Below are 26,201 nucleotides of genomic sequence, written 5' to 3'. Positions count from 1 at the left end.
GATCCTAATACAGCGACATGATGTCTGCGGCCGCCAATTGGTCAGTAGGCTCATCAAGGGCGACCTGCCCATTCTGTATGCCAACAATGCGGTTACAGTACTTCATCGCCATTTCCACATCGTGAAGAGCGATAACACTGGTTTTGAAGCGATCTCGCAGCAATTGCATAACGTGATGCGCCATGGGGCCGTCCAGTGCGGAGATGGGTTCATCTGCCAATAAGACCGGGGCGTTGCGATAAAGGGCTCTGGCAATGGCCACCCTTTGACGCTGCCCGCCCGAGAGCGAAGCTGTGGGAATCCAGAGTTTTTCAGACATTTTCAATGCGTCCAGAAGCTCCAGGACCTGTTTTCTGTCCTGTTTGAATGGCCGCACAAGGGTAACGGTGTTGTACCAGGTGGCATGCTTGTCGAGCTGGCCCATGAAAACGTTGTGAAACACCGGAAGGGCGTTTACCAGACCAAGCTCCTGAGGCACAAGGGATGACTGGCCATCCACTTGCTGGTGAATAAGCCGGATAAGAGTGGATTTACCTGCACCACTCTTGCCGACCAGGGCAACCTGATCTCCTTCCTTTACCTTGAGGGCGAGGGGCCCGATTACCCGCTCACCCCCAAAAGAGGCCGTCAGGCCTGAGAGATCAAAGCCTGCCATCAATCAATGATTCCGATTTCTTTCGCTACTTTGCGAATCGGCTCATAATCGTCGTTTGAAGCGGGAATAAAATCAGAACGCGGGAAGCTCTCAAGCAGCTCGGGATCATCAAGCGAGAGCAGGGCTTCGCGAACGCGATCGGTAAAGCCTTCGCCGTAGTTTTCATCCACGTCGCCACGGATGCTCCATTGATAATTCGGGAACCCGGGTGTTTTCCAGATGACCTTCACGGCGTCGGTATCAATGTTTCCGTTTTCCAGTTCTTTTTCCCAGACCGCGAAGTTCATCGCGCCCACTTCGTAGGTGCCGGACTCGACCAGACGGAGGGTGCGAGTGTGGTTGCCGCTGTAGCCGACCCGAGAAAATACATCTTCAGGTGCTTCGCCAAACGTTTCGCGGATGTGGTACTCCGGAATCAATCGTCCCGACGTTGAGCCCTTTGATCCGAAGGTAAAGGTCTTACCACGTACGTCTTCTGGCAGGCTATCCTGACGATCCAGGCCGGTGCTCTCATGAGCAATAAAATAGACGTAGAAGGCCTGGTCTTCAGTCCCCTGTGCGATTGCCTGAGAACCGGGTACAAGTGATCTCGCCTGAACACCCGACAGGCCGCCGAACCACGCCAGCTGCACTTGGTTATTCCGGAAGGCGGAAACGGCAGCCGCATAGGATTTCACGGGGATGTACTTCACATCGGCATCCAGTTCCTCGGAAAGGTAGTCCGCAATGCCGCGAAAACGCTCGACGAGCTTGGTTTCATCTTCGTCCGGGATTGCCGTAAAAATGAACGTCTGCGCGGTCGCGGCGGCTGAAAAAAGAGAACAGAGACCAATAATCAGCAATTTCCGTATAAGATTGTGGGTCATGGTTTTTCCTTTTTGGAATGGATATTTACAGTGCAGAGATGAAGTGAACGACTCCAGCTTCAGAAGGATACCTTGATTTAGGTTAACTCTGAACAGCTATACGGTTTGCGGGTTTAATTGGCTCAGGGCCGAACGCTCCATTTTTCAGTAAGCTGGGTTCAATCAAAGACAATGCATCTGATAATGATCACGCCGGCGCAGCCGGGTTCGAAAGCAGGAAACCGGGCAACGGCGGAACGGTGGGAGACCTTGCTGGAAAGTGCCGGGCACTCGGTCGACGTGGTTACTGAATACCACGGGGAACCCTGCGATGCGTTTATAGCCCTGCATGCCTGGCGTAGTGTCGATGCCATACGACATTTCGGCGAAACCTGGCCTGAAAAGCCGCTCATCGTGGCTCTCACCGGCACGGATATCTATCAGCACCAGCACGAATACCCGGAAGATACCCGGTATTCTATGGGCGCTGCCGATGCGCTTATTGGTCTGCACGACTTGGTAGCGCACGACATACCCGCCGGCCTTGCCAGCAAATTGGTCACGCTATACCAATCGGCTGAGGGGCCGGAGGCCTTTCCGGCGCCGCAAGCGGATCTCACGAAAGAGAGTTTTGGCGCTTGTGTGATTGGTCATCTTCGGGACGAAAAGGATTCTCTGAGGGCGGCTTATGCCGCACGATTGCTTCCGAAGGACTCGAAGGTACAGGTTTTTTGTGCCGGCAGGGCCCACAACGACGCATGGCACAACAAAGCAGAGCGGGAAATGGCTGAAAATCCACGCTTCCACTGGCTCGGCGAGCTGGATAAAACCCGCACCCGGCAGTTGATGGCGAACAGCCAGTTAATGGTGATCAGCTCGGTAATGGAGGGTGGCGCAAACGTGGTCTCCGAAGCCTGCCGGGCTGGCTTGCCGGTGTTGGCATCCGACATTCCGGGCAATGTTGGTTTGCTGGGGCGTGACTATGCCGGATATTTTCCCGTTGGCGACGAACAGGCGCTGGCCGGATTGCTGCAACACGCAGAGACCGAACCTGCGTTTCTCGAAAGCCTCAAAGCGCAGGTTGGTAATCTGGCCGAGCGTTTCCTGCCCGAAAAAGAACAGGCATCCCTGGAGCAGGCGCTACGCCTTGCAATGCAGCGCTGCTCACAGGGACGTTAATCCCGCAGGGAAATAGGCTCGATGGGCCCCGATTCATCTTGGGCGGTAATCCGGCCGATGATCGCGGTATGCGGGTAACCCAACGACTTCAGCTCCCGGACGCATTCTTTGGCTTTGTCTGCCGCAACGCTTGCCAGCAGACCACCCGCCGTTTGAGGGTCAAAAATCAGGGGATATCGGGCATGATTTACCCATTTTTCCTGATCCCGGATACCCCGGCGCAAGCGGATGTTTGCTGGTTGCAGGGAACTAAGAATCCCTGCTGCCGCTGTTTCCTCCGCGCCCGGAAGGATCGGGATGGCAGAAAGATCCAGTTCGGCATCCACACCCGAGGGCTTGGTCATTTCAACCAGATGCCCGAGGAGGCCGAAGCCAGTAACGTCGGTACAGGCTTTTGATCCAAATTTCCTGAGACAGTCTGCTGCCGCCTTATTGGACTGGATCATGGAGGCGAGGGCGGAATCGATCCACCGACCTTTGGCCGCCAGCTTTGCGTGAGCGGCAAACAGGGTGCCTGTACCGATGGGCTTGGTGAGAATCAGGGCATCGCCCGCTTTCAGGCCACCTTTGCTCATGACTTCTTCCGGGTCGATCAGGCCGTTGACTGCAAAGCCCAGGGCCAGTTCTTTGCCCTCGCCGGTGTGCCCACCAACCAGCGCGCATCCTGCCTCGTTCAGCACTTCAACAGCACCAGACATCATCTGATGCACGACATCCTCAACCTTGGATTCAATGCCGTAAGGCACCGTGGCAACGGCCGTGGCACTCTGGGCTTCGGCGCCCATGGCAAAGACGTCACCGAGGCTATGATTGGCCGCCACCTTGCCAAAGATGTAGGGGTCGTCAATGAACGCACGGAAGAAATCCACGGTATGAACTGCGGCTTTGCCGGGTGGTACTGTCAAAACGGCGGCGTCGTCCGGGGCGTGAAGGCCGATCAGGATATCGTCCCGCTCAATGGGTTTCAGCTCTCCCAGGGCACGCGAAAGAACGGTGCTGCCCACCTTGGCGCCACAACCACCACAACGCATGGCAACCGCCGAAATGGCCTGGGAGGCTTCCTTGACATTCTGTGCGGCAGCCGTATCCGGCAGTTTGGATTCTTCCTCCATTGGAGGCAGATCGTTGAACTTCTTCATGAAGCGGCGATCGATCCAGTCTTTCCAGCGCCACACCCAGGCGCCGTCGAACTGCAAATCTCCCCGGGAGGCCACAGCGTACTTGTCCCCGGTGCTGATTAGCGCTAACCACTTCTTCTGAGGATGAAAATCCTTCGGATCCTTGCCGGTTGCAAGCCGCTTGAGGTTGTCGGCGAGGGGAGGTCCCTGTCTTACCGCAAATACCCCCGCTTTTTCTCGGGGGTGATTCAAGACGTTGGCAATATCGCCAGCAGCAAAAATGCTGTCGTCATTCTCCACTTGCAGGGTATCGCGTACTCTCAGGAACAGACCATCGTCCAGCGCCAGGCCTGTGTCCTTGAGCCATTCCGGGCCACCAGCCCGGGTTACCCAGAGCACTTCGTCCGTTTGCAGGGTTTCGCCGGATTCGGTAATCAATAACCCTTCCTGAACCTTGCTGACTGGCGATCCCAGATGGACCTTCACACCACGATTCGACAAGGTTTTTCGGAAAACCTCACGCACCTTGGGGTTGTGGGTCGGTAGAATTTGGTCGGCGGCGTCGAAGAGGTGGAAATGCAGCTGACCGGGATCTTTACCACGCTGTTTCAGTTCATTCTTCAGTCGAAACTGCATGGCGAGGGTCAGCTCAACGCCACCGGCACCAGCGCCAACCACGGCAACCGCCAGCGGCCCGTCGTGATTCTCGATACGGGAAAGCAGTGCAAGCCAGCGGTTGTTGAAGCCGGTGATCGGCTTCACCGGAACGGCGTGGTCGGAAGCGCCTTCCACTTCATTGACCCGCGGAGACGAGCCAATATTGATTGACAGTATGTCGTAGGGCACATCCGGGCGACCGCGGCAGATAACCCGCTTCTGATCCCGGTCGATGCCCATGGCTTCGGCCCGGTAAAAGCGCGCGCCAGCGTATTCCGCCAGGCGGCTCAGATCGATGTGGACATCGTCGTAGCTATAGTGGCCTGCCACGTAGCCCGGCAGCATGCCGGAATAGGGGGTGTGGGTGTCGCGGCAGATCAGGGTCAGGCGCACGCCGGGAACAGGGTTCATCGCGAACCGCTTGAGTACCCCGACGTGGCTGTGCCCGCCGCCAATCAGGACAATGTCCCGTAAAACAGGCTGGTCAGGCGTTCGCATCAGCCGATTTTCTTGGCTTCAGCGCTGAATTGGCTGTATCCCTTGACGTTTGAGAAGGCCTTCAGCTTTTCCTGGTCTTCGGCAGACGGATTGGCGATCTGGTCGATGGAGGTAATGCCAGCGTCCTTCATCTTCTTGGCGGTGGCCGGACCGATACCTTTAACCAGCGTCAGGTCACTCTTGTCGACCGGCTTTGCAGCCTTGGCCGCTGGTGCTTTCTTGGCTGCAGGCTTCTTGGCTGCAGGCTTCTTGGCAGCCGGCTTTTTCGCCGCAGGCTTGCTGGTTGAGCCTTTGGCTTTGGAAGCTGTTTTGGCGGTTTTCTTCGGCGCTGATTTCTTGGCTGCCGTGCTGGCCTCTTTACTCACTTCATCTGTGAGCTTCTTGACCTCTTCACCCGCTTCCTTGGAAGCCACGCCAAGCCGCTCAAGAATGCTGCTCTGCAGTTCATGGAACTCTTCCAGGCGACGCTCAAACTCTTCGTGGAAACGCTTCATCTCGCGGTCGCGAAGCTCGTCGATTTCCTTGAGCAGCTTGCGAACAGGCTCCTGAACCTGGTTCTGCAGGCTGTCGAACTGCTTCAGCGCATCGTTCACCAGGCCTTCGATCTGGGAAGAAGTCTTTTCGAACTCCTTGTTGACCTTTTTCACGATTTTATCAACGTTCTGTTTGGCTTTCTTCGCCATGGAATGTCTCCTTACGGGCAGGTTTCAACGAAAATCAATATCAGGCCATCTGCCGGAAACCGGACATGGAGCCTGGGGAACGACGTGATTTGAGCGACTGTTTCTTGGATAGCACTTCCCGGATTCTGCGGAGCTTTTCCGCCAGCGACGAGCTGCCGTTGGAGTCGAGCTCTACAAAATCGATTGAATAGAAGAAATTACTGCAGTGTTTTCTGCGTTCGGTCACCAGCCCGGCGAGTCCTTCTGCGCGGATCTTGTCGAACGGCATGTCCATCACGAGATCCAGCACCACGGTATCACCGGGGTTGAACACTTTGTCGGTTTTCATAACACAACCGTAGCCGTCCAGCTCATAAAGGGCGGCTTCGACAAGTTCCTTCCGAAAAAGGCCCTGTCTGACTCGGAATCGCGCGACAAGGTCCGGCAATGCTTCGTTCATGAATCGGGTTCTCTGGTGATTTCCGTATCCACAGCAACCTGTCTCATTGGGAGACAGGCTGGATATTGGTTAAACAATAGACACTGAATTCTAGTTTTGCAACGCCATCAGTGCCATACGATCGACCGCTAACGCAGTTATTTAACAATTTCACCTGGCTGATCGGGCCAGTTTACTTGGTCTTCAATTCATACATATCAACGCGACGATCTTTCAGGTTAGTGACAGACCCCTCGTTACGCACCAGTTTCAGCTTTTCCAGGTCCATATCGGAGAACATGATCATCTCCGTATTCGGCGTGGTTTCCGCCATAACTGCATCGTGCGGGAAGGCAAAATCCGAAGGTGAGAATACGGCAGACTGAGCGTACTGGACGTCCAGGTTCTCGACTTTCGGCAGGTTGCCAACGCTACCAGTGACGACCACATAGCATTCGTTTTCGATTGCGCGGGCCTGGGCGCACTGACGAACCCTGAGGTAGCCGTTTTTGGTGTCGGTCCAGAACGGCACCATTATGATATCAACCTCCTGGCTGGCAGCAATACGGCCCAGTTCAGGGAATTCGATGTCATAGCAGATCATGATGGCGACCCGGCCGGCATCGGTCTCGAAGACCTCAAACTGGTTGCCGCCCTCGATCACCCAGTCGCGGCGTTCGTGGGGCGTGATGTGAATCTTGCGTTGCTCATCAACACGACCGTCCCGGTGGCAGAGATAGGACACGTTATACACCCGATCGTTTTCGATCAGCGGCATGGAACCGGTGATAATGTTGATGTTGTAGCTCACCGCCATTTCAGACATCTCTTCCCGGAACTGCTGGGTAAATCCGGCGAGGAAACGGATGGCCCGGGTCTGGTCCATCTGATCGGTCAGTCCCATCAGCGGCGCGTTGAAAAACTCGGGGAAGATGGCGAAGTCACTTTTGTAATCAGACAAGGCGTCCACAAAATACTCAACCTGCTCGAGCACCTCTTCAACCGAGGTGAATTCACGCATCTGCCACTGCACGGCGCCCAGCCTTATCTGAGTTTTCTTGACGCTCAGAACCGGGGAAGGTGGGGTATAGAGAATGTTCCGCCATTCCAGCAACGTCGCGTAGCCCTGGGATTTCTCATCCTCGGGCAGGTATTTGTGCATCAACCGCGTAACCTGGAAATCGTTCGAGAGCTGGAAACTCAGAATCGGATCGTAGATTTCCTTCCGATCGACCCGTTGAATGTACTCTTCGGGTGAATACTGTTCGGCGTATTTGAAGTAGCTCGGTATCCGCCCGCCCGCCAGGATGGCACGCAGGTTCATGGAGCGGCAGAGTTCTTTTCGCGCTTCGTAGAGTCGACGACCCAGGCGGTAGCCCCGGTAGTCGGGGTGGATAAAGACATCCAGCCCATAGAGGGAGTCGCCATTGGCGTTGTGCCAGATCTTCTCGTTACGGAGGATCAGATCGTCGTAGGTATGCGGGTTGCTGAATCGCTCGTACTTAACGCAAACCGTCAGCGCAACCGCAATAAGCTGGCCACTTTCCTCAATGCAGATCTGGCCGTCGGGGAACTGCTCCACCAATGCCTTGATGGTGTCCTTCGGCCAGGAGCCTCCGATGTCGTCGTATACCCGATCCATAAGCTTCTGAAGCTGATCGTAGTCATCAAGCCTCAGGTTCCGGAGGTTGAGGTGCAGTTCTTCATGGGCCATTCAGTTCGGCTCCCGTTCGTTATGGAATGAGGACAATCTCAGCGTCTGCGTCAATAATTAGAAAGTTTAACAGAAGCCGCTAAAGACTTCGCACCATGGGCCGAAACACACATTAACGAATATCAATTTTATTGCTGAGGACTCGACCGTGCAGCTGACATTCGGGCAAAAGCTCCTGACTGCTTTCGGTATTCTGTTGCTGTTGGTTATGGGGGCTTTTACGCTCTCTGGCGATTTACGATTACAAAGCACCACCGAAACCTATGTGAACGCGCTGATCGACGACACCGTACAGCAGAGCACGTCGAGCATCGCAGAGTGGCTCAATACCCGGCTGGTGATGACTGAAGCCACCGCCAAAGCCCTGGAGAATGCCGAGAACGACGAAGAGGCGCGGGTCATTCTTCAGGCCATTACCACCGGCGGCGGCTTCCGGGATGTCTATGTCGGGCGTACCGACGGCTACATGCTGATGAAATCGCCGGAGGCGAATGCCACGCTGCCAGCGGATTACGATCCCCGCCAGCGCCCCTGGTACAAGAAGGCCATGAGTCTCGGAAGCGCCTCGTTCACCGAGCCGTATCAGGATGCCAGCACCAACGACATGATCATCTCCACACTTGCGCCCGTGAAGCGTGGTGAATACGAGGGCGTGGCAGGTGCTGATATCGGCCTGGGCGCGATAGCAAAAACCCTGAGCACAGTCACGCTCGCGGACACCGGTTACGCCGCTTTGATCAATGAGCGTGGCACCATACTGTTCCACCCACGGCAAAGCCTTGTCGGCAAGAACATCAGTGAGCTCATTGGCGGCAAGCCGGATCTTGGCGGGGACGCTCACGAATACAGTAATGATGATGGCAACTGGGAGGCCAGTTTTCATCCGATCAGTGAAGCGCGCGGCGTGCAATGGTATCTGGGGACCTTTGTAAACGCGGACAAAATTAACGCACCGGTCCAGAGCGCCAGAATGACTGGATTGATCATGGCCGTGATCGGCCTGATCGTTTCTCTGGTGATTCTGCATCTGGGCATCAAGGTTCTGATGGCGCCGGTTCGCCGCCTGAACAAGGCCATGGCGGACATTGGCAGTGGTGATGCCGACCTGACCCAGCGCCTGGACGATTGTGCAAAAGATGAATTCGGTGAGTTGGCCCGCAGCTTTAACCAGTTTGTCGAGAATATCCAGACGGTTGTTCGGGATGTCCAGAAGGGTAGCGCCGAACTCGGGGAAAATGTCAGCTCGCTGAGAGATACCGTCAGTACCAGTCGTTCGAGCGTGGAGAGCCAGCAGGCCGAGATCGACATGGTGGCGACGGCGATCAACGAGATGTCGGCCGCTGCGGGCGAGATCGCCCAGAACGCACAGCAAACCGCAGATGCCGCCAACACCGCGGATGCGGATAGCCGGGCTTCGCTGGAGACCGTCGCTGCCTCCCGGGACGCCGTACAGAAGCTCTCGAAGGAGATTAATGCGGCCGCAGAGGTCATCCACACCCTTGGCAAGGACGTTACGTCAATCACAACGGTGCTTGAAGTGATTCAGGGTATTGCAGAGCAAACCAACCTGCTGGCATTGAATGCCGCCATTGAAGCGGCTCGGGCGGGTGAAGCGGGGCGAGGCTTCGCAGTTGTGGCAGACGAGGTACGTAACCTTGCCCAGCGCACCCAGTCCAGCACCGAGGAAATCAACGACATGATTGAGCGTCTGCAGAAAGGCGCCAATGATGCGGTCGATGTCATGAATGCCTCAACTGCAGTATCCAATGTCAGCATGGAAAAAGCGCAGGACGCTATGGATGCCCTCAACCGGATTGCCGAGGCAATCACGTCCATCAGCCAGATGACGTCGCAGATTGCCACAGCATCCGAGGAACAGACGTCGGTTACCGAGGAGTTGAATTCGTCGATTACCCGGATTGCAGATCAGGGCCAGGAAGCGGCCGCCGCGGCCTCCGAAAACGATGTTTACAGCGGGCAAATTGAGCGCATCGGCACCGCACTGAACCAGAACGTGTCGAGGTTCCGGGTGTAAGCGAAGAGCGACTGTTAGCGGCTTAGGACTTCCAGCCGACGGCGCAGGTTCTCGAAGGTTTTGCGCCCAACGTAACGGGATTCTTCGCTCAGGTACGGGTTTTCGAGAGTAATGACCTTACGCTCGTCGAGATCAAGCTCTTTCACAGCGCGGGCGTAGTAGTGCCTGAGGAAATCATTGAAGCTGCCATCGTGGATGGCGCGCTCAATTCCCAGCTGAAGGCGATGGGCGGTTTCCTGGTCTTCGGGACCGACAAAGAGATAGGACGGCATCGGGTAGGCGATCAACAGATCAGGCTCAATTAGGAGATTAGGATCCTGCTCCAATTCCAGGTCGTAAAGCACTTCGCTTACGCCCCTGGCAAAACACTCGAAGCGTTCATTACGCAACATTCCGAACAGTATTTCGTATCGGGAGTGAGTGACCACCGGAATACCGTTGGCTTCAAGCACCGGTGTGTCTGGCCAGTGGGCGCCCTGGCCAATCCGAATCTGACTGTCTCTCAAGTCATCCAGAGTCTTGATTCCCGCAAACCGGGGCAAGGATTCCGGCATGACCACGCAAACCCGAAAACCGAGCAACCCGCCATCGACCGGAAACGGTATGGCGGTCAGGGACTTCTCCCGTTCTGCGGAGGTAGCGACATTGGCGATGTCAACTAATCGTGATTGGCCGTCTGTCAGTTCCCTCAGTACGCGGCCCTGGCTCAGCTCTTCACTTCTGATGATCTGAAATTCCCCGTACTCTGGCGTCTTCTTCAGAGCAAGCTCCACCAGGGCCCGGATGGCAGGGCTGTCGTAATTCCGGTACCAGAGTACGTAACCGCGCACGGCTGCCTGCGACGCAGTGGTCGATGACGTTGTGGCTGAGAGTGGTCCTGCCGCAAGGCAGAAAGCCAATGGCATCAGGCAAAGAACCAGTTTTCGGAACCGGTGGAAGACCAGGGAAGCGGGCAGAGAATATTCCAAATCAGAGATCCTTTCTTACTACTGGAAAAACCGGCTAACAAGCGGTCATGATTCAGGCACGCATCCTCACTTTAGAACAGAAACTCAAAAATAAATCGGACAACATCCAAAAAAATTGTAAAACCTTCTTGCGAGCACTGAAGTCCGTTGTAATCATCAGTTCCCAATCAATTTCGGAGCTTGGCAATGGCAATTATCGATAATCTCATCGGAGCGACCGGTCAATGGGTGGCAAGTACCGACCCCAAGGCTACACTGGCTAGCCCTCTGGCCTGGCTGAAGAAAACGGGCGGGTATGCAGCGGTGAACAAGATCATCGGACTGTCGATTCCTTTTGCACCACGGAACAACTTCAGCGTTGAGGAGGTCAGGCCAGGATATGTAAGAGCGAAAATCCGCTTGAAAGGCAACAAAAACCACTTCGGCAGCCTTTATGCGGGCGCGTACTTTCTGGTAGCCGAAATTCCCGGTGGCGTGCTGACCCTATTTGATCTGGGGCCTTCGTACACGCCGATTCTCAAGGAAATGACGTTGCAGTTTCTCCAGCCAGCCAACAGCGATGTCACTGTAGAATTCACCCTGGATCCCGAAACCGTGGCAGCCATTCTTGCTGACGCTGACGAGACCGGGCGGGCGAAATTCTCCCTGGAAGGAAAACTGGTGGACGAAGAGGGCAACCATGTAGCGACCTCCATCGCCCATTACCGCGTCCGGAAGAAAGGGTTTAAAGCAGAGGCCTGAACAATTCAGGCCTGTTCGAGGCCAGCGATGGTTTGCAGGAAAATCTCGCCGTATTTCTCTAGCTTGGCGGCGCCCACGCCGCTGACTTCCGCCAGCTCATCCAGGGTGCGCGGTTTGCGTTCCAGCATTCCAAACAGGGTAGTGTCATGGAAAATGACGTAGGGCGGCACGCCCTGTTTGTCAGCCAGCTCCTTGCGGCAGGCTCGAAGCGCCTCCCAGCCGGCCTTGTCGGTAATCTGTTCTGAGACCGGCGAACCCGACCGGCCGCCGTTTGCCCGGCCGGTTGTCTTCTTGATTTCCGGGTCCTTGCGCAGCTCAATGGTATGACGTCCTTTCAGCAGTGGTCGACACTGCTCGGTCAACTGGAGCGCACCATAGCCCTCCGGATCTGCACGGAGGTAACCATTGGCCACCAGTTGCCGGTAGACCGATTTCCACTCGTTGGCACTCAGTTCGGTTCCAATGCCGTAGGTTGACACCTGATGGTGCCCGGATTGGAGAATCCGCTCGTTTTCCGAGCCTCGCAGAACATCAATCAGATAGGTAACGCCGAAACGCTGACCCGTTCGGAAAACGCAGGAAAGGGCTTTCTGGACGGCGACAGTTCCATCCCAGGTGTCCGGTGGATTCAGGCAGGTGTCGCAATTACCGCAGGGTTGCTCAAGCTCGTCCCCGAAATAACGCAGCAGCACCTGACGCCGGCAACTGGTGACCTCACAAAGACCCAGCATCGCATCCAGCTTCTGCCGTTCCACGCGCTTGAAATGATCGTTACCCTGTGAGCTTTCCAGCATCTGGCGCAGTTTGATGACATCCTGCAGGCCATAAACCATCCAGGCCGTAGACGGCTTGCCGTCACGCCCGGCCCGACCGGTTTCCTGATAGTAGGCTTCAAGGCTCTTCGGCAGATCCAGATGGGCGACAAAGCGCACGTCCGGCTTATCGATACCCATGCCGAAGGCGATGGTGGCAACAATAATCACCCCGTCTTCACGCAGGAACCGCTCTTGGTGATGGGCACGCTGTTCCGAGGACAGGCCTGCATGATAGGGCAGAGCGGTATAGCCTTTCTGGGCCAGGGTTTTCGCGGTGGCGTCGACTTTGTTCCGGGACAGGCAGTAGACGATGCCGCAATCGCCCTCATGTTCGGCTTTAATAAAATCCAGTAACTGTTTGTTCGCGTTTATTTTTGGCGCTATACGGTACTGAATGTTGGGGCGATCGAAGCCACTGACGAAGTGTCTTGCCTCTGTCAGTGACAGTCGTTCCGCAATTTCCTTTCGGGTTCGCTCATCCGCGGTTGCGGTCAACGCGATGCGGGGTACGCCTGGAAACTGTTCTGCCAGCATGCTGAGCTGAAGGTAATCGGATCGGAAATCGTGACCCCATTGGGACACACAATGGGCCTCGTCGATAGCGAACAGCGAGATGGAGGCGTCATGCAGCAATTCGATGGTGCGCGGCTGTATCAGTCTTTCAGGGGCGCAGTACAGAAGGTCAAGCTCACCGGTCATGAGCGCGTATTCAGTCGCCCGGGCCTGCTCGAAATCCATGGTTGAATTCAGGAACGCAGCCCGGACCCCTAGCTCTTTCAATGCCGCAACCTGGTCCTGCATCAAGGCAATCAGAGGTGAAATTACGATCGCAGTGCCCGAGCGAACCAGCGCTGGCACCTGGTAGCAAAGAGATTTACCGCCGCCCGTCGGCATGAGCACAAGCGCATCGCGGCCTTCCGATACTTCCCGGATGATGTCACCCTGAAGCGGACGGAAGGATTCATAACCAAAGACTTCGTGCAGCACCTGTTCCGGATCACGGCCCGAGGTGGTTGGGCGCTCGGTGGAAAGCTGTTCGAAATCCTGATCAAGATACATAGAATAACCGGTTGCTCGGCCTGGAGCCGCTGTATTGATTCGGGTGGAGTGCCGGGTTCGGCGCAATGGCGAATGATACCAGATTAACCCTGAGGATTGGCCAGCAAACCCACGGGCCGGGTGGAGGCAAACTAATCTAAGAAACGCTACAATACCGCGTTTTTGAACCACCGTTTCACGCCATACTGTGACAGAAACTGATAACAACAGGGCTTCCATGCAGGAATTTGATGCCATCCGTCCCTATTCGGACGAAGAAACCGGCGCTGCTATCAACCGCCTGGTCAACGATCAGGAATTTCTGGATATGGTCGGTCGCTTCAAGTCACCGACTCTCGCCCGCTGGGGGCCGGCCATGTTGCGTGTGTTTACCCGTCGCTGGTTAAACAGCCATTTTGGTCACTACACACGAGTCGATGATCTCCAGGCCGGGCTTTCCAGCTACGTGGGTGAGCTGGTTGATAGCACAACCACGCGAGTAACGACCAGCGGGCTGGAGAACCTCGACAAGCGCGGCGCCTATCTGTTTATTTCGAACCATCGGGACATTGTTTTCGATCCCATGGTGGTGAACTACCAGCTGTTCCAGAATGGTTTCCATACCACCCGAATTGCGATTGGCGACAACCTGCTTGCCAACCGGGTGTTCGCTGAAATGATGCGACTGAACAAGAGCTTTGTAGTGCGACGCAGCATGACAAGCCCCCGCGAGATGCGTGATGCCTACATCACACTCTCCGGCTTTATCAACCACAGCATCGATACCAATCACAGCATATGGATTGCCCAACGCGAGGGCCGGGCGAAGGACGGGCTGGACTTTACCGACCCCGCCATCATCAAGATGTTCTATATGAGCCGCAAAAAAAGCGGGCTCGGTTTTGACGAAGCCATGAATCGGCTGCATGTGGTGCCAGTTTCCATTGCCTACGAGTACGATCCGTGCGATGCCGACAAAGCCCAGGAGCTGGAAACCCGGGCCCGGACTGGCCAATACATCAAGCGGGAGGGTGAAGATACCGAACAGATCATGAAGGGACTGACCGGTTTCAAAGGGCACGTGCATGTGCACTTTGGTGCGCCCATCCATGATTCACCGGATAACCCGAAAGATCTGGCCGCCCGTATAGATCGGGAGATGCATGCGAACTATCACCTGCATGCCTCAAACCTGGTGGCTTATCAGCAGCGTGGTCTTCATCCCCAGGCCCACGATACGCCGGATACCGTCAGCGATTCAGTGGTCACTGCCGAAACCTGGTCACCGGCGGAAATGGAAGCTGCTGAAGCCGAGATGGAGCGGAGACTGGAAGCCTGCGATCCGGCCATCCGGCCTTATCTGCTGGATATGTATGCCAACCCAGTGGTCACCGCGCTTGAGGCCAATGCCGAGAAATCCGGCCATTCCAAATAAACCGGTACATAATTTTCAGACATGAGGTAAACCGTGCAGGATCTTCAGTACATTGAGATTGAAACCGGGGAAAACCCGACCGCAGCCGTCATCTGGCTTCATGGCCTTGGTGCGAGCGGCCACGACTTCGAGCCCGTAGTGCCGGAACTGGGCCTGCCGGAAGATACAGCGGTACGCTTCATCTTTCCCCATGCGCCCAATCTGCCTGTCACCATCAACGGTGGCATGTCCATGCCCGCCTGGTACGACATCAAGGCCATGGATATCGACCGTGTGGTGGATACGGAACAGTTGCGGGCGTCTGCCGATGCGGTCGCCAAACTGGTCGAGCAGCAAAAACACAAAGGCATCCCGCCGGAGCGTATTATCATCGCCGGATTCTCCCAAGGAGGCGCCGTTGCCTATGAACTGGGGCTCAGCTACCCGGAACGTTTTGGCGGTGTTCTGGCGCTTTCAACTTACTTCGCCACCGCGGACACGGTTGAGCGCTCTGAGGCCAATGCTGATGTGCCGATCAGCGTGTATCACGGAACCTTCGATCCGATGGTGCCGGAATCACTGGGTGTGCGCAGTGTCGAAACCCTGAAGGAGATGGGCTACGACCCTTCGTATCAGACATTCCCCATGGAACACAGTGTGTGCCTTGAGGAAATACAGGACATTGGCCGATTCATTCGCCGGCACCTGCTTTGAGGCACCGCCATGCCCTGGGTCAGACCCAGAGCATGGCGCCCATCTCCAACGGATGCGTCAGTGATTCGTGATAGGGGTACATCCTGAGCCTGAGAGTCTGCAAGCCGGGATAGGGGGGTTGCACGCGTGTAGAGAACACGGTTCGCCCCTCCGCTTCGCTTTCCTTATCCAGCAAGAAACTGTCGGGCCCCGGGCTGTTATGGGTGCCGGTGCATTCTGGGCTGACCAGGCACTCCACCCGCACATCCTCCGCTGACAGGCCATTGAGCCTTGCCTCGACTCTGAGTTCTACGCCGCCATCATGGGGGCAGGCAGCTTCGACGCAGCCAACCACGTTTAATTGCACTCCCGGCCAGGCATGCCTGACCCGTGCCTTCCAGTCTGCCAGTTCTTTGGCAACCTCGCCGTTGTCGGCCATCAGCAAAGCACCCTGGGTTGACGCCGGCTGGTAATAGTTATTGACGTAATCCATCACCATACGCCGGGCGTTAAACCTTGGTGTGATCGACTTCATCGAAGCCTTGGATCGCTGGACCCAGCCTTTCGAAAAGCCCTGGGAGGCGCGCTCGTAGTAGAGGGGAACCACTTCGAATTCGAGCAGATCGATCAGGTCCCGGGCCTCTTCCTCATTCCGGAATTCAGGGTCTAGTTCGGTATCCCTGGGAGGGATGCCCCAGCCATTTTTGCCGTCATAGCCTTCGCCCCACCAGCCGTCGAGCACGCTGAGATTAAGAGCGCCATTGAGGGCTGCTTTCTCTCCGGAGGTGCCACTGGCCTCTTTCGGGTATTCCGGTGTGTTCAGCCACACATCGACGCCACTGAGCAGCCTGCGGGCCATGGCCTGGTCATAGTCCTCCAGGAGAATCAGGTGCCCCATCAACGAAGGGTGCATGGAAAGGTCGTGGATTACCTTGATCAGTTGCTGACCGGGTTTGTCCTTGGGATGGGCCTTGCCGGCAAATACCAGCACCACCGGGCGGTCCGGATCGGTCAGGATGCTTTCGAGGCGTTCCAGGTCCGAGAAGATCAGCGTCGCGCGTTTGTAGGTGGCGAACCGCCTTGCAAACCCGATAACCAGCGTGTCTTTTTCCGAGGAAACAAGCTGCCGGGTCATCCTGTCAGTGACGGAATGGCCGGTGCCGTTGCGTTTATGCTGGCGCCTTAGCCGCTGGACAATGTATTCGCCCATTTGCTGTTTCAGGGCCTTGTGAACGCTCCAGTAGTGATAGTCCGGGATCTGGTCGATAAACTTCCAGAATTCCGGGTTCCGGAGTTCACTTTTCCACGTGGGCGCCTGTATATCGAACAGGCTGGACCATTCCGGCGCCAGAAACGTCGGTACGTGCACACCGTTGGTAATGTACCCGATAGGGTTTTCTGCCGACGGCACCTGGGGCCAGATATCGCCCTCCATCAACGAGGCGACACCACCGTGAATCCGGCTCACCCCGTTGTGGAAACGAGAGCCGCGCAGGCCCAGACTGGTCATGTTGAAACTGTCCCCACCGTCCTTCGAGCCCAGGGCAAACACCTGATCAAAATCCAGGGCAGATTCCTCGATATATCGCCCCAGGGCATGATGAACGAGGGAGCGGGGGAAGATGTCGTGGCCGGCCGGTACCGGCGTATGCGTTGTGAACAGCGTAGCGCCGGCAACGGCTTCAAGCGCGGCCGCGAAACTCAACCCGGAAACCATGGTGTGCCTGCAGCGTTCCAGAATCTGGAATGCGGCATGGCCCTCGTTGATATGCCAGACCGTCGGCTTTAGGTTCAGCGCCTCCACAACCCGGGTTCCACCAATGCCAAGCAGCATTTCCTGGCTGATCCGCGTGGACTCGTCGCCACCGTAAAGCTGGAGCGTGAGATCCCGGTCTTCCGGGCCGTTCTCTTCGGTATTGCTGTCCAGCAGGTATAAGCGGATATGGCCAACGCGGGCTTCCCACACCCGCGCCACAACATCACGCCCGGGGAAGGGTACGGAGACCTTGAGCCACTTGCCGTCTATCTCCACCGGTGAAATAGGCAATTCATCGCTGGAATGGGACTGGTAGCGCGCAATCTGCTGACCGTGGGCGTCGATACTCTGGATAAAGTAACCCTGCCGATACAACAGACCCACAGCGACAAAGGGCAGGGCCAGGTCACTGGCGGCCTTGCAATGGTCGCCGGCAAGGATGCCCAGGCCGCCGGAATAGATCGGAAAACTTTCGTGGAAGCCGAATTCGGCACAGAAGTAAGCCACCAGGGCCTGTTCCGGATCGAGCTTCTCCGTCACTTCCGGGCCGGGGCCAGCCTCAAGATAGGCATCGTAGCTACTCAGAACCCGACGATACTCGGCCAGAAACGCCCGGTCTTCAGACGCTTCATCGAGTCGATCCTGGGCAACCCGCCGCAGGAAAAGCTTTGGGTTGTGCTCGACTTTCTGCCATAGCGGTAGGTCAATACGGACAAACAGGCTTCGAACCCCATGGTCCCAGCTGTAGAACAGGTCATTGGCAAGCTCTTCCAATCGCTCCAGGGGTTCGGGAAGCAGGGGATGAGCTTCAAGTCGGAATTCCGTTGCTTTATGCATGTTGGTTGCCTCCAGGCGGGCAAACGCTCGCACTAATCCAGCTGTTGTTGGTCACGTTCTTTGAGAATACGTTGATACAGATCGCCATAGGTGCGAGCCCGCTGCTTCCAGGAATAATCGATCGCCATGCCGTTATCCTGCAATCGCCGCCATTGCTTACGTTTTTCAAAAAACTGTAGCGCGCGGTTTACGGCAGCCAGTAACGAATCGGCATTGGCGCCGGTAAAAACGAATCCGGTGGCCTTGTCGATGCCAACTTCCTGAGGGTCCTGGACGGTATCTGCCAGTCCGCCAACACCGTGCACCACCGGAATCGTGCCGTACCTGAGGCTGTACATCTGGTTGAGCCCACAGGGCTCGAATCTCGATGGCATCAGGAACAGGTCACATCCGGCCGTGATGCGATGGGAAAGCCCCTCGTTGTAGCCCAACGTGAGAGACATTTGCCCCGGCCATTGCCGGGCAAGGCGTTTCAGGGGCTCCTCGTAACTGGCTTCACCGGAGCCAAGAACGACAAACTGGCAACCCTGTTCCAGCAAGTGCGGCATCACCGAAACCAGCCAGTCCACGCCTTTCTGTTCAACCAGTCGCCCGATGAAGCCCAGTAGTGGACCGCCGTTTACCTCCAGCCCGAGCTCTTGCTGCAGGCCGGCCTGGCACTGCGCCTTGTTCTTCAAGTGATCCCGGCCATAGTGAAAGGACAGTTCAGGGTCCTCCTCGGGATTCCAGACCCGGTTATCGATGCCGTTGAGAATGCCGGTGAGCGCGTCCTGGCGGTGTCGGAGCAAACCATCAAGTCCATTACCGAATTCCGGGGTCTGGATCTCGAGCGCATAGGTCGGGCTGACGGTGGTGATTCGGTCACTGAAAACCAGGCCGCCCTTGATGAACGAAAGCTGCCCGTAGAATTCAAGCTGCTCGAGGTTCCAGAGCGAATCAGGCAGACCCAGGGCACGGAAAGTCTCGTGGGAGAAGAGTCCCTGGTAGGCGAGGTTATGGATGGTAAACACAGTGCCGGGCCTGTCGTGGTAGGCCTCTAGAAATACCGGTATCAGCCCGGTTTGCCAGTCGTTGCAGTGAACCAGATCCGGTCTCCAGGACAGGCCTGCCTCTCCCATGGCGATCATGGCGCCGACCTTTCCGAACAGCTCAAAGCGATGGGCATTGTCCCACCAGTCTTTGCCTTCCTCGTTCTTGTAGGGGTTGCCAGGGCGATCAAACAATGGCGGACAGTCCACTAGCCATAGCGTGACAGCGGTGCCGGGCAGTCGGGTCTGCCAGAGGCTCACATTGTATTGCCCCAGCTGAAACCGCGCCTTCCTTCGGGAGCCTGCCTTTCTTGCCGCTCTCAAAGCATCGGGATAGCCCGGTAGAAGTATCTGTACGTCGTATTCCAGGCGGCAGAGCGCTTCCGGCAAACTTGCAGAAACGTCGGCAAGACCGCCGGTTTTCATCAAGGGATAAACCTCACTGGTTGCAAACAGCACGCGGATCATAAAGCCGGCCTCAGAATGATCGCGCCCAGTGGTGGCAGGGTTAGTTCCACGGACCACTCACGGTTCATCCAGGGCTGGGCATCCGCAGGCATGGGGTAGGGATTTCCCAGATTACTGCCACCGTAATACTCTGAATCGGAATTAAAAATTTCCCGCCAGTTGCCACCTTCAGGCAGGCCGATCCGATAGTGGTGTCTGGGCATGGGTGTGAAATTAACGACAATCACCGAGGTTTCGCCCTTGGCGGTGCGCAGGAAACTGATCACTGACTGGGGGGAATCATGGCAGTCGATCCACTCGAAACCATCCGGCTTGAAGCAGGCGCCGTGTAACGACACCTCCCGCCGGTAAATACCGTTCAGGTCCTGAACCAGCTTTTTAATTCCCTGATGCTCCGGGTAGGCCAGTAGAGACCAGTCCAGTTCCCGGGATTCACTCCATTCGCGTCGCTGCCCGAATTCACCGCCCATGAAAAGAAGTTTGGCGCCCGGGTAACTGAACATGTAGGTAAAAAGCACCCTCAAAGTAGCCCTCTGTTGCCATTCGTCGCCGGTCATTTTGTTGATCAGGCTGCCTTTGCCATGAACCACTTCGTCGTGGGAAAGCGGCAGCAGGAAATTCTCCGAGAAGGCATAGAGCAGCCCAAAGGTCAGCTTGTCGTGATGATACTGACGATACACCGGATCCTGTGCCAGATAGTCCAGGGTGTCGTGCATCCAGCCCATGTTCCATTTCAGGTTGAACCCGAGTCCGCCAATTTCCGGTGGCCGGGTTACACGCGGCCAGGAGGTCGATTCTTCCGCGCAGACCAGCGTTCCGGGGAAGCGGCTCTGGCAGACCTGGTTCAATTCCCGCAGGAACTCAATGGCTTCGAGGTTTTCATGGCCTCCATGCACGTTGGGCTCCCATTCGCCTTCCTTGCGGGAGTAGTTGAGGTACAGCATGGAAGCCACCGCATCCACCCTGAGTCCGTCGATATGAAAGGCGTCCAGCCAGAACAAGGCACTGCCGATCAGGAAGTTCCGCACCTCATGCCGGCCATAGTTGTAGATGAGTGTGCCCCAGTCCTGATGGCGCCCTTTGCGGGGATCTTCATGTTCGTAAAGCGCGCTGCCATCAAAGCGGGCAAGGGCGTGTTCATCGGTCGGGAAATGTCCCGGTACCCAGTCCAGAATCACGCCGATGTTGTGCCGGTGGCATTGGTCCACCAGATAACGAAGATCGTCCGGCGTGCCGAACCGACTGGTGGGCGCGTAGTATCCGGTCGTCTGGTATCCCCAGGATTCATCCAGGGGGTGTTCCGTGACCGGCAACAGTTCAATGTGGGTGAAGCCCAGTTCGAGCACATAGGGAATGAGTTGGTCGGCCAGTTCCCGATAGGTCAGCCATCGACCCGAACCGTGGTGGCGCCAGGAGGCGGCATGAACCTCGTAGATGGAGATGGGCGAATCCTGCCAGTTCCAGCGACCCCGCCGGGCCAGCCAGTCGCCATCGCCCCAGCCAAAGTGGCCTCGCTCGGTGACTACAGCAGCGGTGGAGGGCCTGAGCTCGAAAGCCTGTCCATAGGGATCGGTTTTCAGGATCTGCCGGCCTTTGTCCGTTGTGATGGCGAATTTATAGAGAGCGCCGTTACCGATGCCCGGGATAAAGCAGGACCAAACCCCCGTGCCTTCATGCAACGACATGGGATGGATGCCCGCGTTCCATTCGTTAAAGTCACCGGCAACACTGACGGCGCTGGCGTGCGGCGCCCAGACTGCAAACCGGACACCTTCCACACCTCGGTTCCTGCAGACATGGGCACCGAGCACGTTGTAAATGTGCCAGTGGCGACCCTCGGCAAAAAGGTGGAGGTCGAATTCGCTGAGCGTTGGACTGTCCATAGACCGTGCTGTTCCTGACCAGATGAGGCGCTTTGAGCGTCCCTTCATTGGACGCGAAAGGGCCTGTTTAAAAAATGACCCAAAACAAGTTTACGTCATAATTCCGTGCTAGTGTTCTACTATAGTTTAGGGCGTCAAAAACGTGGCAAACCCTTGCGGTTAAACGACCGGTTACAGGGAAGGTTTTCTTCAGGGAAGCAGCTATGCAAACGGCCAAGCGTTTCGTCAGTCGTCTCACTCGTCAGACTCTTGCTCTGGTACTTGCCGGAGGGCGGGGATCCCGCCTCCACGATCTCACCAAATGGCGGGCCAAACCGGCGGTGCCATTTGGCGGCAAGTTCCGGATTATCGATTTTCCACTCTCGAACTGCATCAACTCCGGCATCGGGCAGGTTGGTGTGATCACCCAGTACAAATCCCATTCCCTGATCCGCCATATCCAGCGGGGTTGGGGGTTTCTCCGGGGAGAACTGGATGAGTTCGTAGAGCTCTTACCTGCGCAACAGCGGATCGAGACTTCCTGGTATGAGGGAACGGCAGACGCTGTGCTTCAGAACCTCGACATCATTCGCAGCCACCAGCCAGAGTATGTGCTTATTCTTGCGGGTGATCACGTGTACAAGATGGACTACGGCACCATGCTGGCCCATCACGTGGAGAATGATGCCGATATTACCGTGGGCTGTATTGAAGTACCTATCGATGAAGCCTCGGCATTCGGGGTGATGTCGGTAGATGACGAGTTGAGGGTCACCGAGTTCGTCGAGAAGCCCGAACAGCCCAAGCCAATGCCTGGCCAGCCCGGAAAGGCGCTGGCATCCATGGGCATCTATGTGTTCAGTACCCAGGTGCTCTTCGACGAGCTCATGCGCGACCAGCAGATGGATGGCGAATCGTCTCATGATTTCGGCAAGGACATTATTCCCTCCGTCATCAAGTGTCTGCGGGTGGTCGCCTTCCCGTTCCGTAATCCGGTTGAGAACAAGCCGGCCTATTGGCGCGATGTGGGCACCGTTGACGCACTCTGGCAGGCGAACCTGGAGCTGATCGGAATCAGCCCGGAGCTCAATCTCTATGATTCCCACTGGCCGATATGGACCTATCAGGAACAGCTGCCACCCGCAAAGTTTGTTTTCGATGATGACAATCGACGGGGCATGGCTGTGGACTCCATGGTGGCCGGCGGCTGTATTGTCTCCGGCGCTCTGGTGAAGCATTCCTTGTTGTTTTCGCAAGTTAAGATTCATTCTTATAGTGAAATCTCGGATTCGGTCATCTACCCGGATGTCGAGATTGGCCGTCACTGCCACATCCGCAATGCCTTGATTGATCGTGGCTGCCGCATCCCCGAAGGGACGAGGATAGGTTTCGACGAGGCCGATGACCGGAAGCGTTTTCATGTATCGCCCAAAGGTATTGTGCTGATCACGCCCGAGATGCTCGGGCAGGATTATCCCCATGGCCTCTGACACCAAAACACCGGTTGTACTCTGCTGGCACATGCACCAGCCGTCTTATCAGGATATGCGCACTGATCAGTTCCTGTTTCCCTGGGTGTACCTTCATACCATCAAGGATTACAGCGACATGGCGGCGCATCTGGAAGCAAATCCGGACGCCAGGGCGGTAGTCAATTTTGCCCCGGTTCTGCTTGAGCAGATCGAGACCTACCTTATCCAGATTGAAAAATGGCGCCATGGCGCTGGCGAGATCGGCGATCCTTTGCTCGCAGCTCTGGTTGCAGAACAGTTGCCGGAAACCGGAACGCCTGCGTTTCTGGGATTGATCGAAAAGTCTCTGCGGGCCAACCGGGAACGGATCATCAATCGGTATCCGGCCTACGCGCAGTTGGCGGAGCTTGCAGAGGTTTACCGCAAAAAGCCCGAGCTGCAGAGATACATTTCAAGCCGGTTTCTTTCCGACTTGCTGGTTTGGTACCACCTTGGCTGGATGGGAGAAACCATCCGCAGAAGCAGCCATTGCATCCAGAGCCTTCAGGAGAAGGGCCACAACTTTTCGATGGATGACCGGAAGGCTCTTCTCGACGTGATTTTTGATGTGCTATCCGGCATCGGCCCAAGGTACCGGCATCTTGCGCAAAAAGGGCAGGTGGAGTTGTCTGTCAGCCCCTATACCCATGCCATGCTCCCTCTGTTGATCGACCTGGGTGCTGCCCGCGAGGCCATGCCGGATATTGCTTTGCCAGCACACAGCCATTACCCGGAGGGTGAAGCGCGCGCCGCATGGCAGCTCCAACAGGCTAGGACCGTTTTTCAGCGCTTCTTCGGTGTTGATCCCTCCGGCTGCTGGGCTTCCGAGGGTGGTCTCAGCCAGGCTACACTGGGCCTGCTGGATCAACATCAATTCCGATGGACTGCCAGCGGAGATTCTGTGGTGCACAACAGCCTCAATCTGGCCTGGCAGGACAACCCGGATTTGCCCGATGCCGGAATTCACCAGCCCTATACGTTCGGCGAATCGGATACCGCCGTCTTCTTCCGTGACGACGGTCTGTCGGATCTGATCGGTTTTACTTATGCAGACTGGCACGCCAGGGATGCCGTTGGCGACCTGGTGCATCACATGGAAAACATTGCGGGGCAGGCCAAGGGCAAGACGAAGCCGGTGATTTCGGTGATCATGGATGGCGAAAATGCCTGGGAGTATTACCCCGAGAACGGTTTTCACTTCCTCGACGAACTTTATCGGGTACTGGCAAACCACCCCCGGCTCAGATTGACCACTTATGCCGATCTGGTGGCGAACCCCGTAGCCGCGCCGGTTCATTTGCCGCATCTTGTGGCCGGCAGCTGGATTTACGGCACGTTCTCCACCTGGATCGGTGACCCGGACAAGAACCGGGCCTGGGATCTGCTCTGTGAAGCCAAAACCCACTTCGACCGGGTGATGGACAACGGCAGCCTCAATTCGGAGCAGAAAGCAGCCGCCATGCAGCAACTGGCTATCTGCGAAGGGTCCGACTGGTTCTGGTGGTTTGGTGACTATAACCCGGCCCAGATCGTCAGCGACTTTGAGCATCTGTATCGCCGTCACCTCGTCAACCTCTATGAAATGATCGGCTACCCGGCGCCGCCATCCGTGTTTCAGAAGCTCAGCCAGGGCAGCGGGGAACCAGCTCGCGGCGGCACCATGCGGCCGGGCCATGAGGCGGACCATCCTGCATGACTTCAGCGAACGACAAGGATCTGTTCAGTGCCCGAAGGGCCGGTGTGCTGCTTCACCCGACCTGCCTGCCCGGAAGCCTCGGTGTTCTGGGCGCCGGCGCCCGCCGGTTCGTCGATTTTCTGGCCGACAGTGGCATCACCATCTGGCAGACACTGCCTATTGGACCAACCCACCAGGATCTTTCACCGTACCAGTCCCTGAGTGCCCACGCGGGCAACCAGGATTTTATTGACCTCGCTGAACTGCTGCAGACCGGACTGCTGGCCGATGCTGAACTGGCCCAGCCCATCGCCGAATCCCGCCAGCAGCTGCTGGCCATCGCCGCCCAACGGTTTTACGAGGGCCATGCCACAGGCCGGAAGGGCCTTGATCTGGCCGGATTTGAAGCTTTCCGGGCAAGAAATGATTACTGGCTGGATGATTTCTGTCTGTTCTGCGCAATCCGGGAGGTTCAGGAGTCGCCAGGCTGGCTCCAGTGGCCAGAGCACTTGAGGGATCGGGAGCCGGCTGCCTTGCAGGCCTTTGTCGACCAGAACCAGGCCAGACTGGCTCGCATCAGGTTTGAGCAGTTCCTGTTCAACCACCAGTGGCAGGCACTCAGGGACTATGCACGAAGCCGCAATGTTTTGCTGTTTGGTGATATCCCCATATTTGTCGCTCAAGACAGCGCCGATGTCTGGGCCAACCGACAGTTCTTCAAACTGGACGCCCGGGGCGAACCTACTGTGGTTGCCGGTGTGCCGCCGGACTATTTTTCCGAGGAAGGTCAGCACTGGGGTAATCCACTCTACAACTGGCAGGTCATGGCGGAAGATGGCTACCAGTGGTGGCTTCAACGGCTCGAAAGCCAGCGCCATCTGTTCGATCTGATCCGGATAGACCATTTTCGGGGGCTTCAGGCCTATTGGGAGATCCCGGCTGAAGCTCCTCAACCACGAAACGGCTATTGGGTTCCCGGCCCCTCTGACCATTTTCTACAGGCCTGCTTCGACCGCTTCCCGGATTTACCCCTGGTGGCCGAAAATCTCGGCATCATCAGCGACGATGTGGAAGAACTTCGTCATCGCTTCCGACTGCCAGGGATGACGGTGATGCAGTTTGGCTTCGACGGCAGCCCAAACAATCCGCATCTGCTTCACAACCACCAGCCCCGGGATCTTGTCTACACCGGCACCCACGATAACGACACAACACTGGGGTGGTACCGCAGCCTGGATGACCGTACCCGGCACTATGTGAACGATTATCTGGCCACCAGTGGTGATGGGATGCCATGGCCGGTAATTGAAGCGGCGTTCCGTTCGGTCTGCTCATTGGCCGTGGTGCCTATGCAGGATTTCCTCGGTCTTGGAACCGAGGCAAGGTTCAATACGCCGGGCACCATTACAAATAACTGGACATGGCAACTGGACTGGAATTTTCCCGAGAAAGACTTGTCGAAAATAATCGCTGAATCGGTAAAACGACATGGGCGCCTTCCTCCGGTCTGAGCATTTTTTGATCAGCATCAAAGAGGCGGGCCCCAACCTTCGATATAACACACAAGCAGTATCAACAATTGGCGTTCAAGAT

General features: G+C 56.5%; 19 protein-coding genes. 8 read left to right on the top strand and 11 right to left on the bottom strand.

What is annotated here, in order from left to right; genetic code table 11:
- Positions 1-4: 4 nt before the first annotated feature.
- A complete protein-coding gene (locus AC13DD_RS04670; RefSeq protein WP_092033678.1) occupies positions 5-655 on the bottom strand; it encodes an ATP-binding cassette domain-containing protein in 651 nt (216 codons plus the stop codon).
- Positions 655-1,521 carry a putative selenate ABC transporter substrate-binding protein gene (locus AC13DD_RS04665; protein ID WP_273156830.1) on the bottom strand — a complete coding sequence of 289 codons (867 nt, stop codon included), beginning with the start codon at positions 1,519-1,521 and terminating at the stop codon, positions 655-657. Before AC13DD_RS04665 ends, AC13DD_RS04670 begins: the two co-directional genes overlap by 1 nt.
- 183 nt (positions 1,522-1,704) lie before the next feature.
- On the opposite strand from AC13DD_RS04665, the gene senB reads away from it, so the two are divergent.
- Positions 1,705-2,679 (top strand): selenoneine biosynthesis selenosugar synthase SenB, encoded by a 975-nt coding sequence (gene senB / locus AC13DD_RS04660; RefSeq protein ID WP_482930900.1) that lies wholly within the window; start codon positions 1,705-1,707, stop codon positions 2,677-2,679.
- On the opposite strand, the gene selD is transcribed toward senB, so the two are convergent.
- From selD to AC13DD_RS04640, 4 genes are all read right to left on the bottom strand, one after another.
- Positions 2,676-4,952 carry a selenide, water dikinase SelD gene (selD, locus tag AC13DD_RS04655; protein ID WP_482930899.1) on the bottom strand — a complete coding sequence of 759 codons (2,277 nt, stop codon included), beginning with the start codon at positions 4,950-4,952 and terminating at the stop codon, positions 2,676-2,678. The two genes, senB and selD, sit on opposite strands and share 4 nt — an antisense overlap.
- Positions 4,952-5,635, bottom strand: coding sequence for a helix-hairpin-helix domain-containing protein (locus AC13DD_RS04650; protein ID WP_482930898.1), 684 nt, complete (start codon positions 5,633-5,635; stop codon positions 4,952-4,954). The genes selD and AC13DD_RS04650 overlap by 1 nt, the downstream gene beginning before the upstream one ends.
- Before the next feature lie 40 nt (positions 5,636-5,675).
- Positions 5,676-6,074, bottom strand: a complete 399-nt coding sequence (locus AC13DD_RS04645) for a hypothetical protein (protein ID WP_008171578.1) — start codon at positions 6,072-6,074, stop codon at positions 5,676-5,678.
- Between the two features lie 172 nt (positions 6,075-6,246).
- A complete protein-coding gene (locus AC13DD_RS04640) occupies positions 6,247-7,767 on the bottom strand; it encodes a carbon-nitrogen hydrolase family protein (protein WP_008171577.1) in 1,521 nt (506 codons plus the stop codon).
- Positions 7,768-7,915: 148 nt separating this feature from the next.
- Here AC13DD_RS04640 and AC13DD_RS04635 point away from each other — a divergent pair, with 148 nt between their 5' ends.
- The gene (locus AC13DD_RS04635; protein ID WP_482930897.1) at positions 7,916-9,802 is read left to right on the top strand and encodes a methyl-accepting chemotaxis protein; all 1,887 of its coding nucleotides are present in this window, start codon (positions 7,916-7,918) and stop codon (positions 9,800-9,802) included.
- A gap of 14 nt (positions 9,803-9,816) precedes the next feature.
- Here AC13DD_RS04635 and AC13DD_RS04630 read toward each other — a convergent pair whose 3' ends face one another.
- Positions 9,817-10,770, bottom strand: a complete 954-nt coding sequence (locus AC13DD_RS04630) for a hypothetical protein (protein ID WP_405419775.1) — start codon at positions 10,768-10,770, stop codon at positions 9,817-9,819.
- Positions 10,771-10,956: 186 nt separating this feature from the next.
- Between AC13DD_RS04630 and AC13DD_RS04625 the strand changes: the two genes are divergently transcribed.
- Positions 10,957-11,511 carry a YiiD C-terminal domain-containing protein gene (locus AC13DD_RS04625; protein WP_041645218.1) on the top strand — a complete coding sequence of 185 codons (555 nt, stop codon included), beginning with the start codon at positions 10,957-10,959 and terminating at the stop codon, positions 11,509-11,511.
- 5 nt (positions 11,512-11,516) lie between these two features.
- Here AC13DD_RS04625 and recQ read toward each other — a convergent pair whose 3' ends face one another.
- Positions 11,517-13,385, bottom strand: a complete 1,869-nt coding sequence (recQ, locus tag AC13DD_RS04620; RefSeq protein WP_273093414.1) for a DNA helicase RecQ — start codon at positions 13,383-13,385, stop codon at positions 11,517-11,519.
- Between the two features lie 217 nt (positions 13,386-13,602).
- Here recQ and AC13DD_RS04615 point away from each other — a divergent pair, with 217 nt between their 5' ends.
- Positions 13,603-14,799, top strand: a complete 1,197-nt coding sequence (locus AC13DD_RS04615) for a lysophospholipid acyltransferase family protein (RefSeq protein ID WP_482930896.1) — start codon at positions 13,603-13,605, stop codon at positions 14,797-14,799.
- Between the two features lie 33 nt (positions 14,800-14,832).
- Positions 14,833-15,492, top strand: coding sequence for an alpha/beta hydrolase (locus AC13DD_RS04610; protein ID WP_008169693.1), 660 nt, complete (start codon positions 14,833-14,835; stop codon positions 15,490-15,492).
- A gap of 19 nt (positions 15,493-15,511) precedes the next feature.
- Here AC13DD_RS04610 and glgP read toward each other — a convergent pair whose 3' ends face one another.
- The 3 genes from glgP to glgB are packed head-to-tail and all read right to left on the bottom strand — an operon-like array spanning position 15,512 to position 21,443.
- Entirely contained in the window at positions 15,512-18,064 is a 2,553-nt protein-coding gene (gene glgP, locus AC13DD_RS04605) for an alpha-glucan family phosphorylase (RefSeq protein ID WP_288365674.1), read from the bottom strand.
- 32 nt (positions 18,065-18,096) lie between these two features.
- On the bottom strand, positions 18,097-19,560 hold the full coding sequence (glgA, locus tag AC13DD_RS04600; RefSeq protein ID WP_288365675.1) for a glycogen synthase GlgA: 1,464 nt from the start codon (positions 19,558-19,560) through the stop codon (positions 18,097-18,099).
- On the bottom strand, positions 19,557-21,443 hold the full coding sequence (glgB, locus tag AC13DD_RS04595; protein WP_041645216.1) for a 1,4-alpha-glucan branching protein GlgB: 1,887 nt from the start codon (positions 21,441-21,443) through the stop codon (positions 19,557-19,559). The genes glgA and glgB overlap by 4 nt, the downstream gene beginning before the upstream one ends.
- A 203-nt stretch (positions 21,444-21,646) precedes the next feature.
- Here glgB and glgC point away from each other — a divergent pair, with 203 nt between their 5' ends.
- Genes glgC through malQ form a run of 3 tightly spaced genes read left to right on the top strand, consistent with a single transcriptional unit; the run spans position 21,647 to position 26,119 of the window.
- Positions 21,647-22,912 (top strand): glucose-1-phosphate adenylyltransferase, encoded by a 1,266-nt coding sequence (gene glgC, locus AC13DD_RS04590; RefSeq protein WP_273156855.1) that lies wholly within the window; start codon positions 21,647-21,649, stop codon positions 22,910-22,912.
- Positions 22,902-24,629 carry a glycoside hydrolase family 57 protein gene (locus tag AC13DD_RS04585; protein ID WP_482930895.1) on the top strand — a complete coding sequence of 576 codons (1,728 nt, stop codon included), beginning with the start codon at positions 22,902-22,904 and terminating at the stop codon, positions 24,627-24,629. Before glgC ends, AC13DD_RS04585 begins: the two co-directional genes overlap by 11 nt.
- A complete protein-coding gene (gene malQ, locus AC13DD_RS04580) occupies positions 24,626-26,119 on the top strand; it encodes a 4-alpha-glucanotransferase (protein ID WP_108018595.1) in 1,494 nt (497 codons plus the stop codon). Before AC13DD_RS04585 ends, malQ begins: the two co-directional genes overlap by 4 nt.
- Positions 26,120-26,201: the final 82 nt, after the last annotated feature.

The sequence above is a fragment of the Marinobacter sp. L-13 genome (assembly GCF_056857715.1).
Note: the sequence above shows the minus strand (reverse complement) of the source record. Positions and strands in the feature narration are given on the sequence as shown.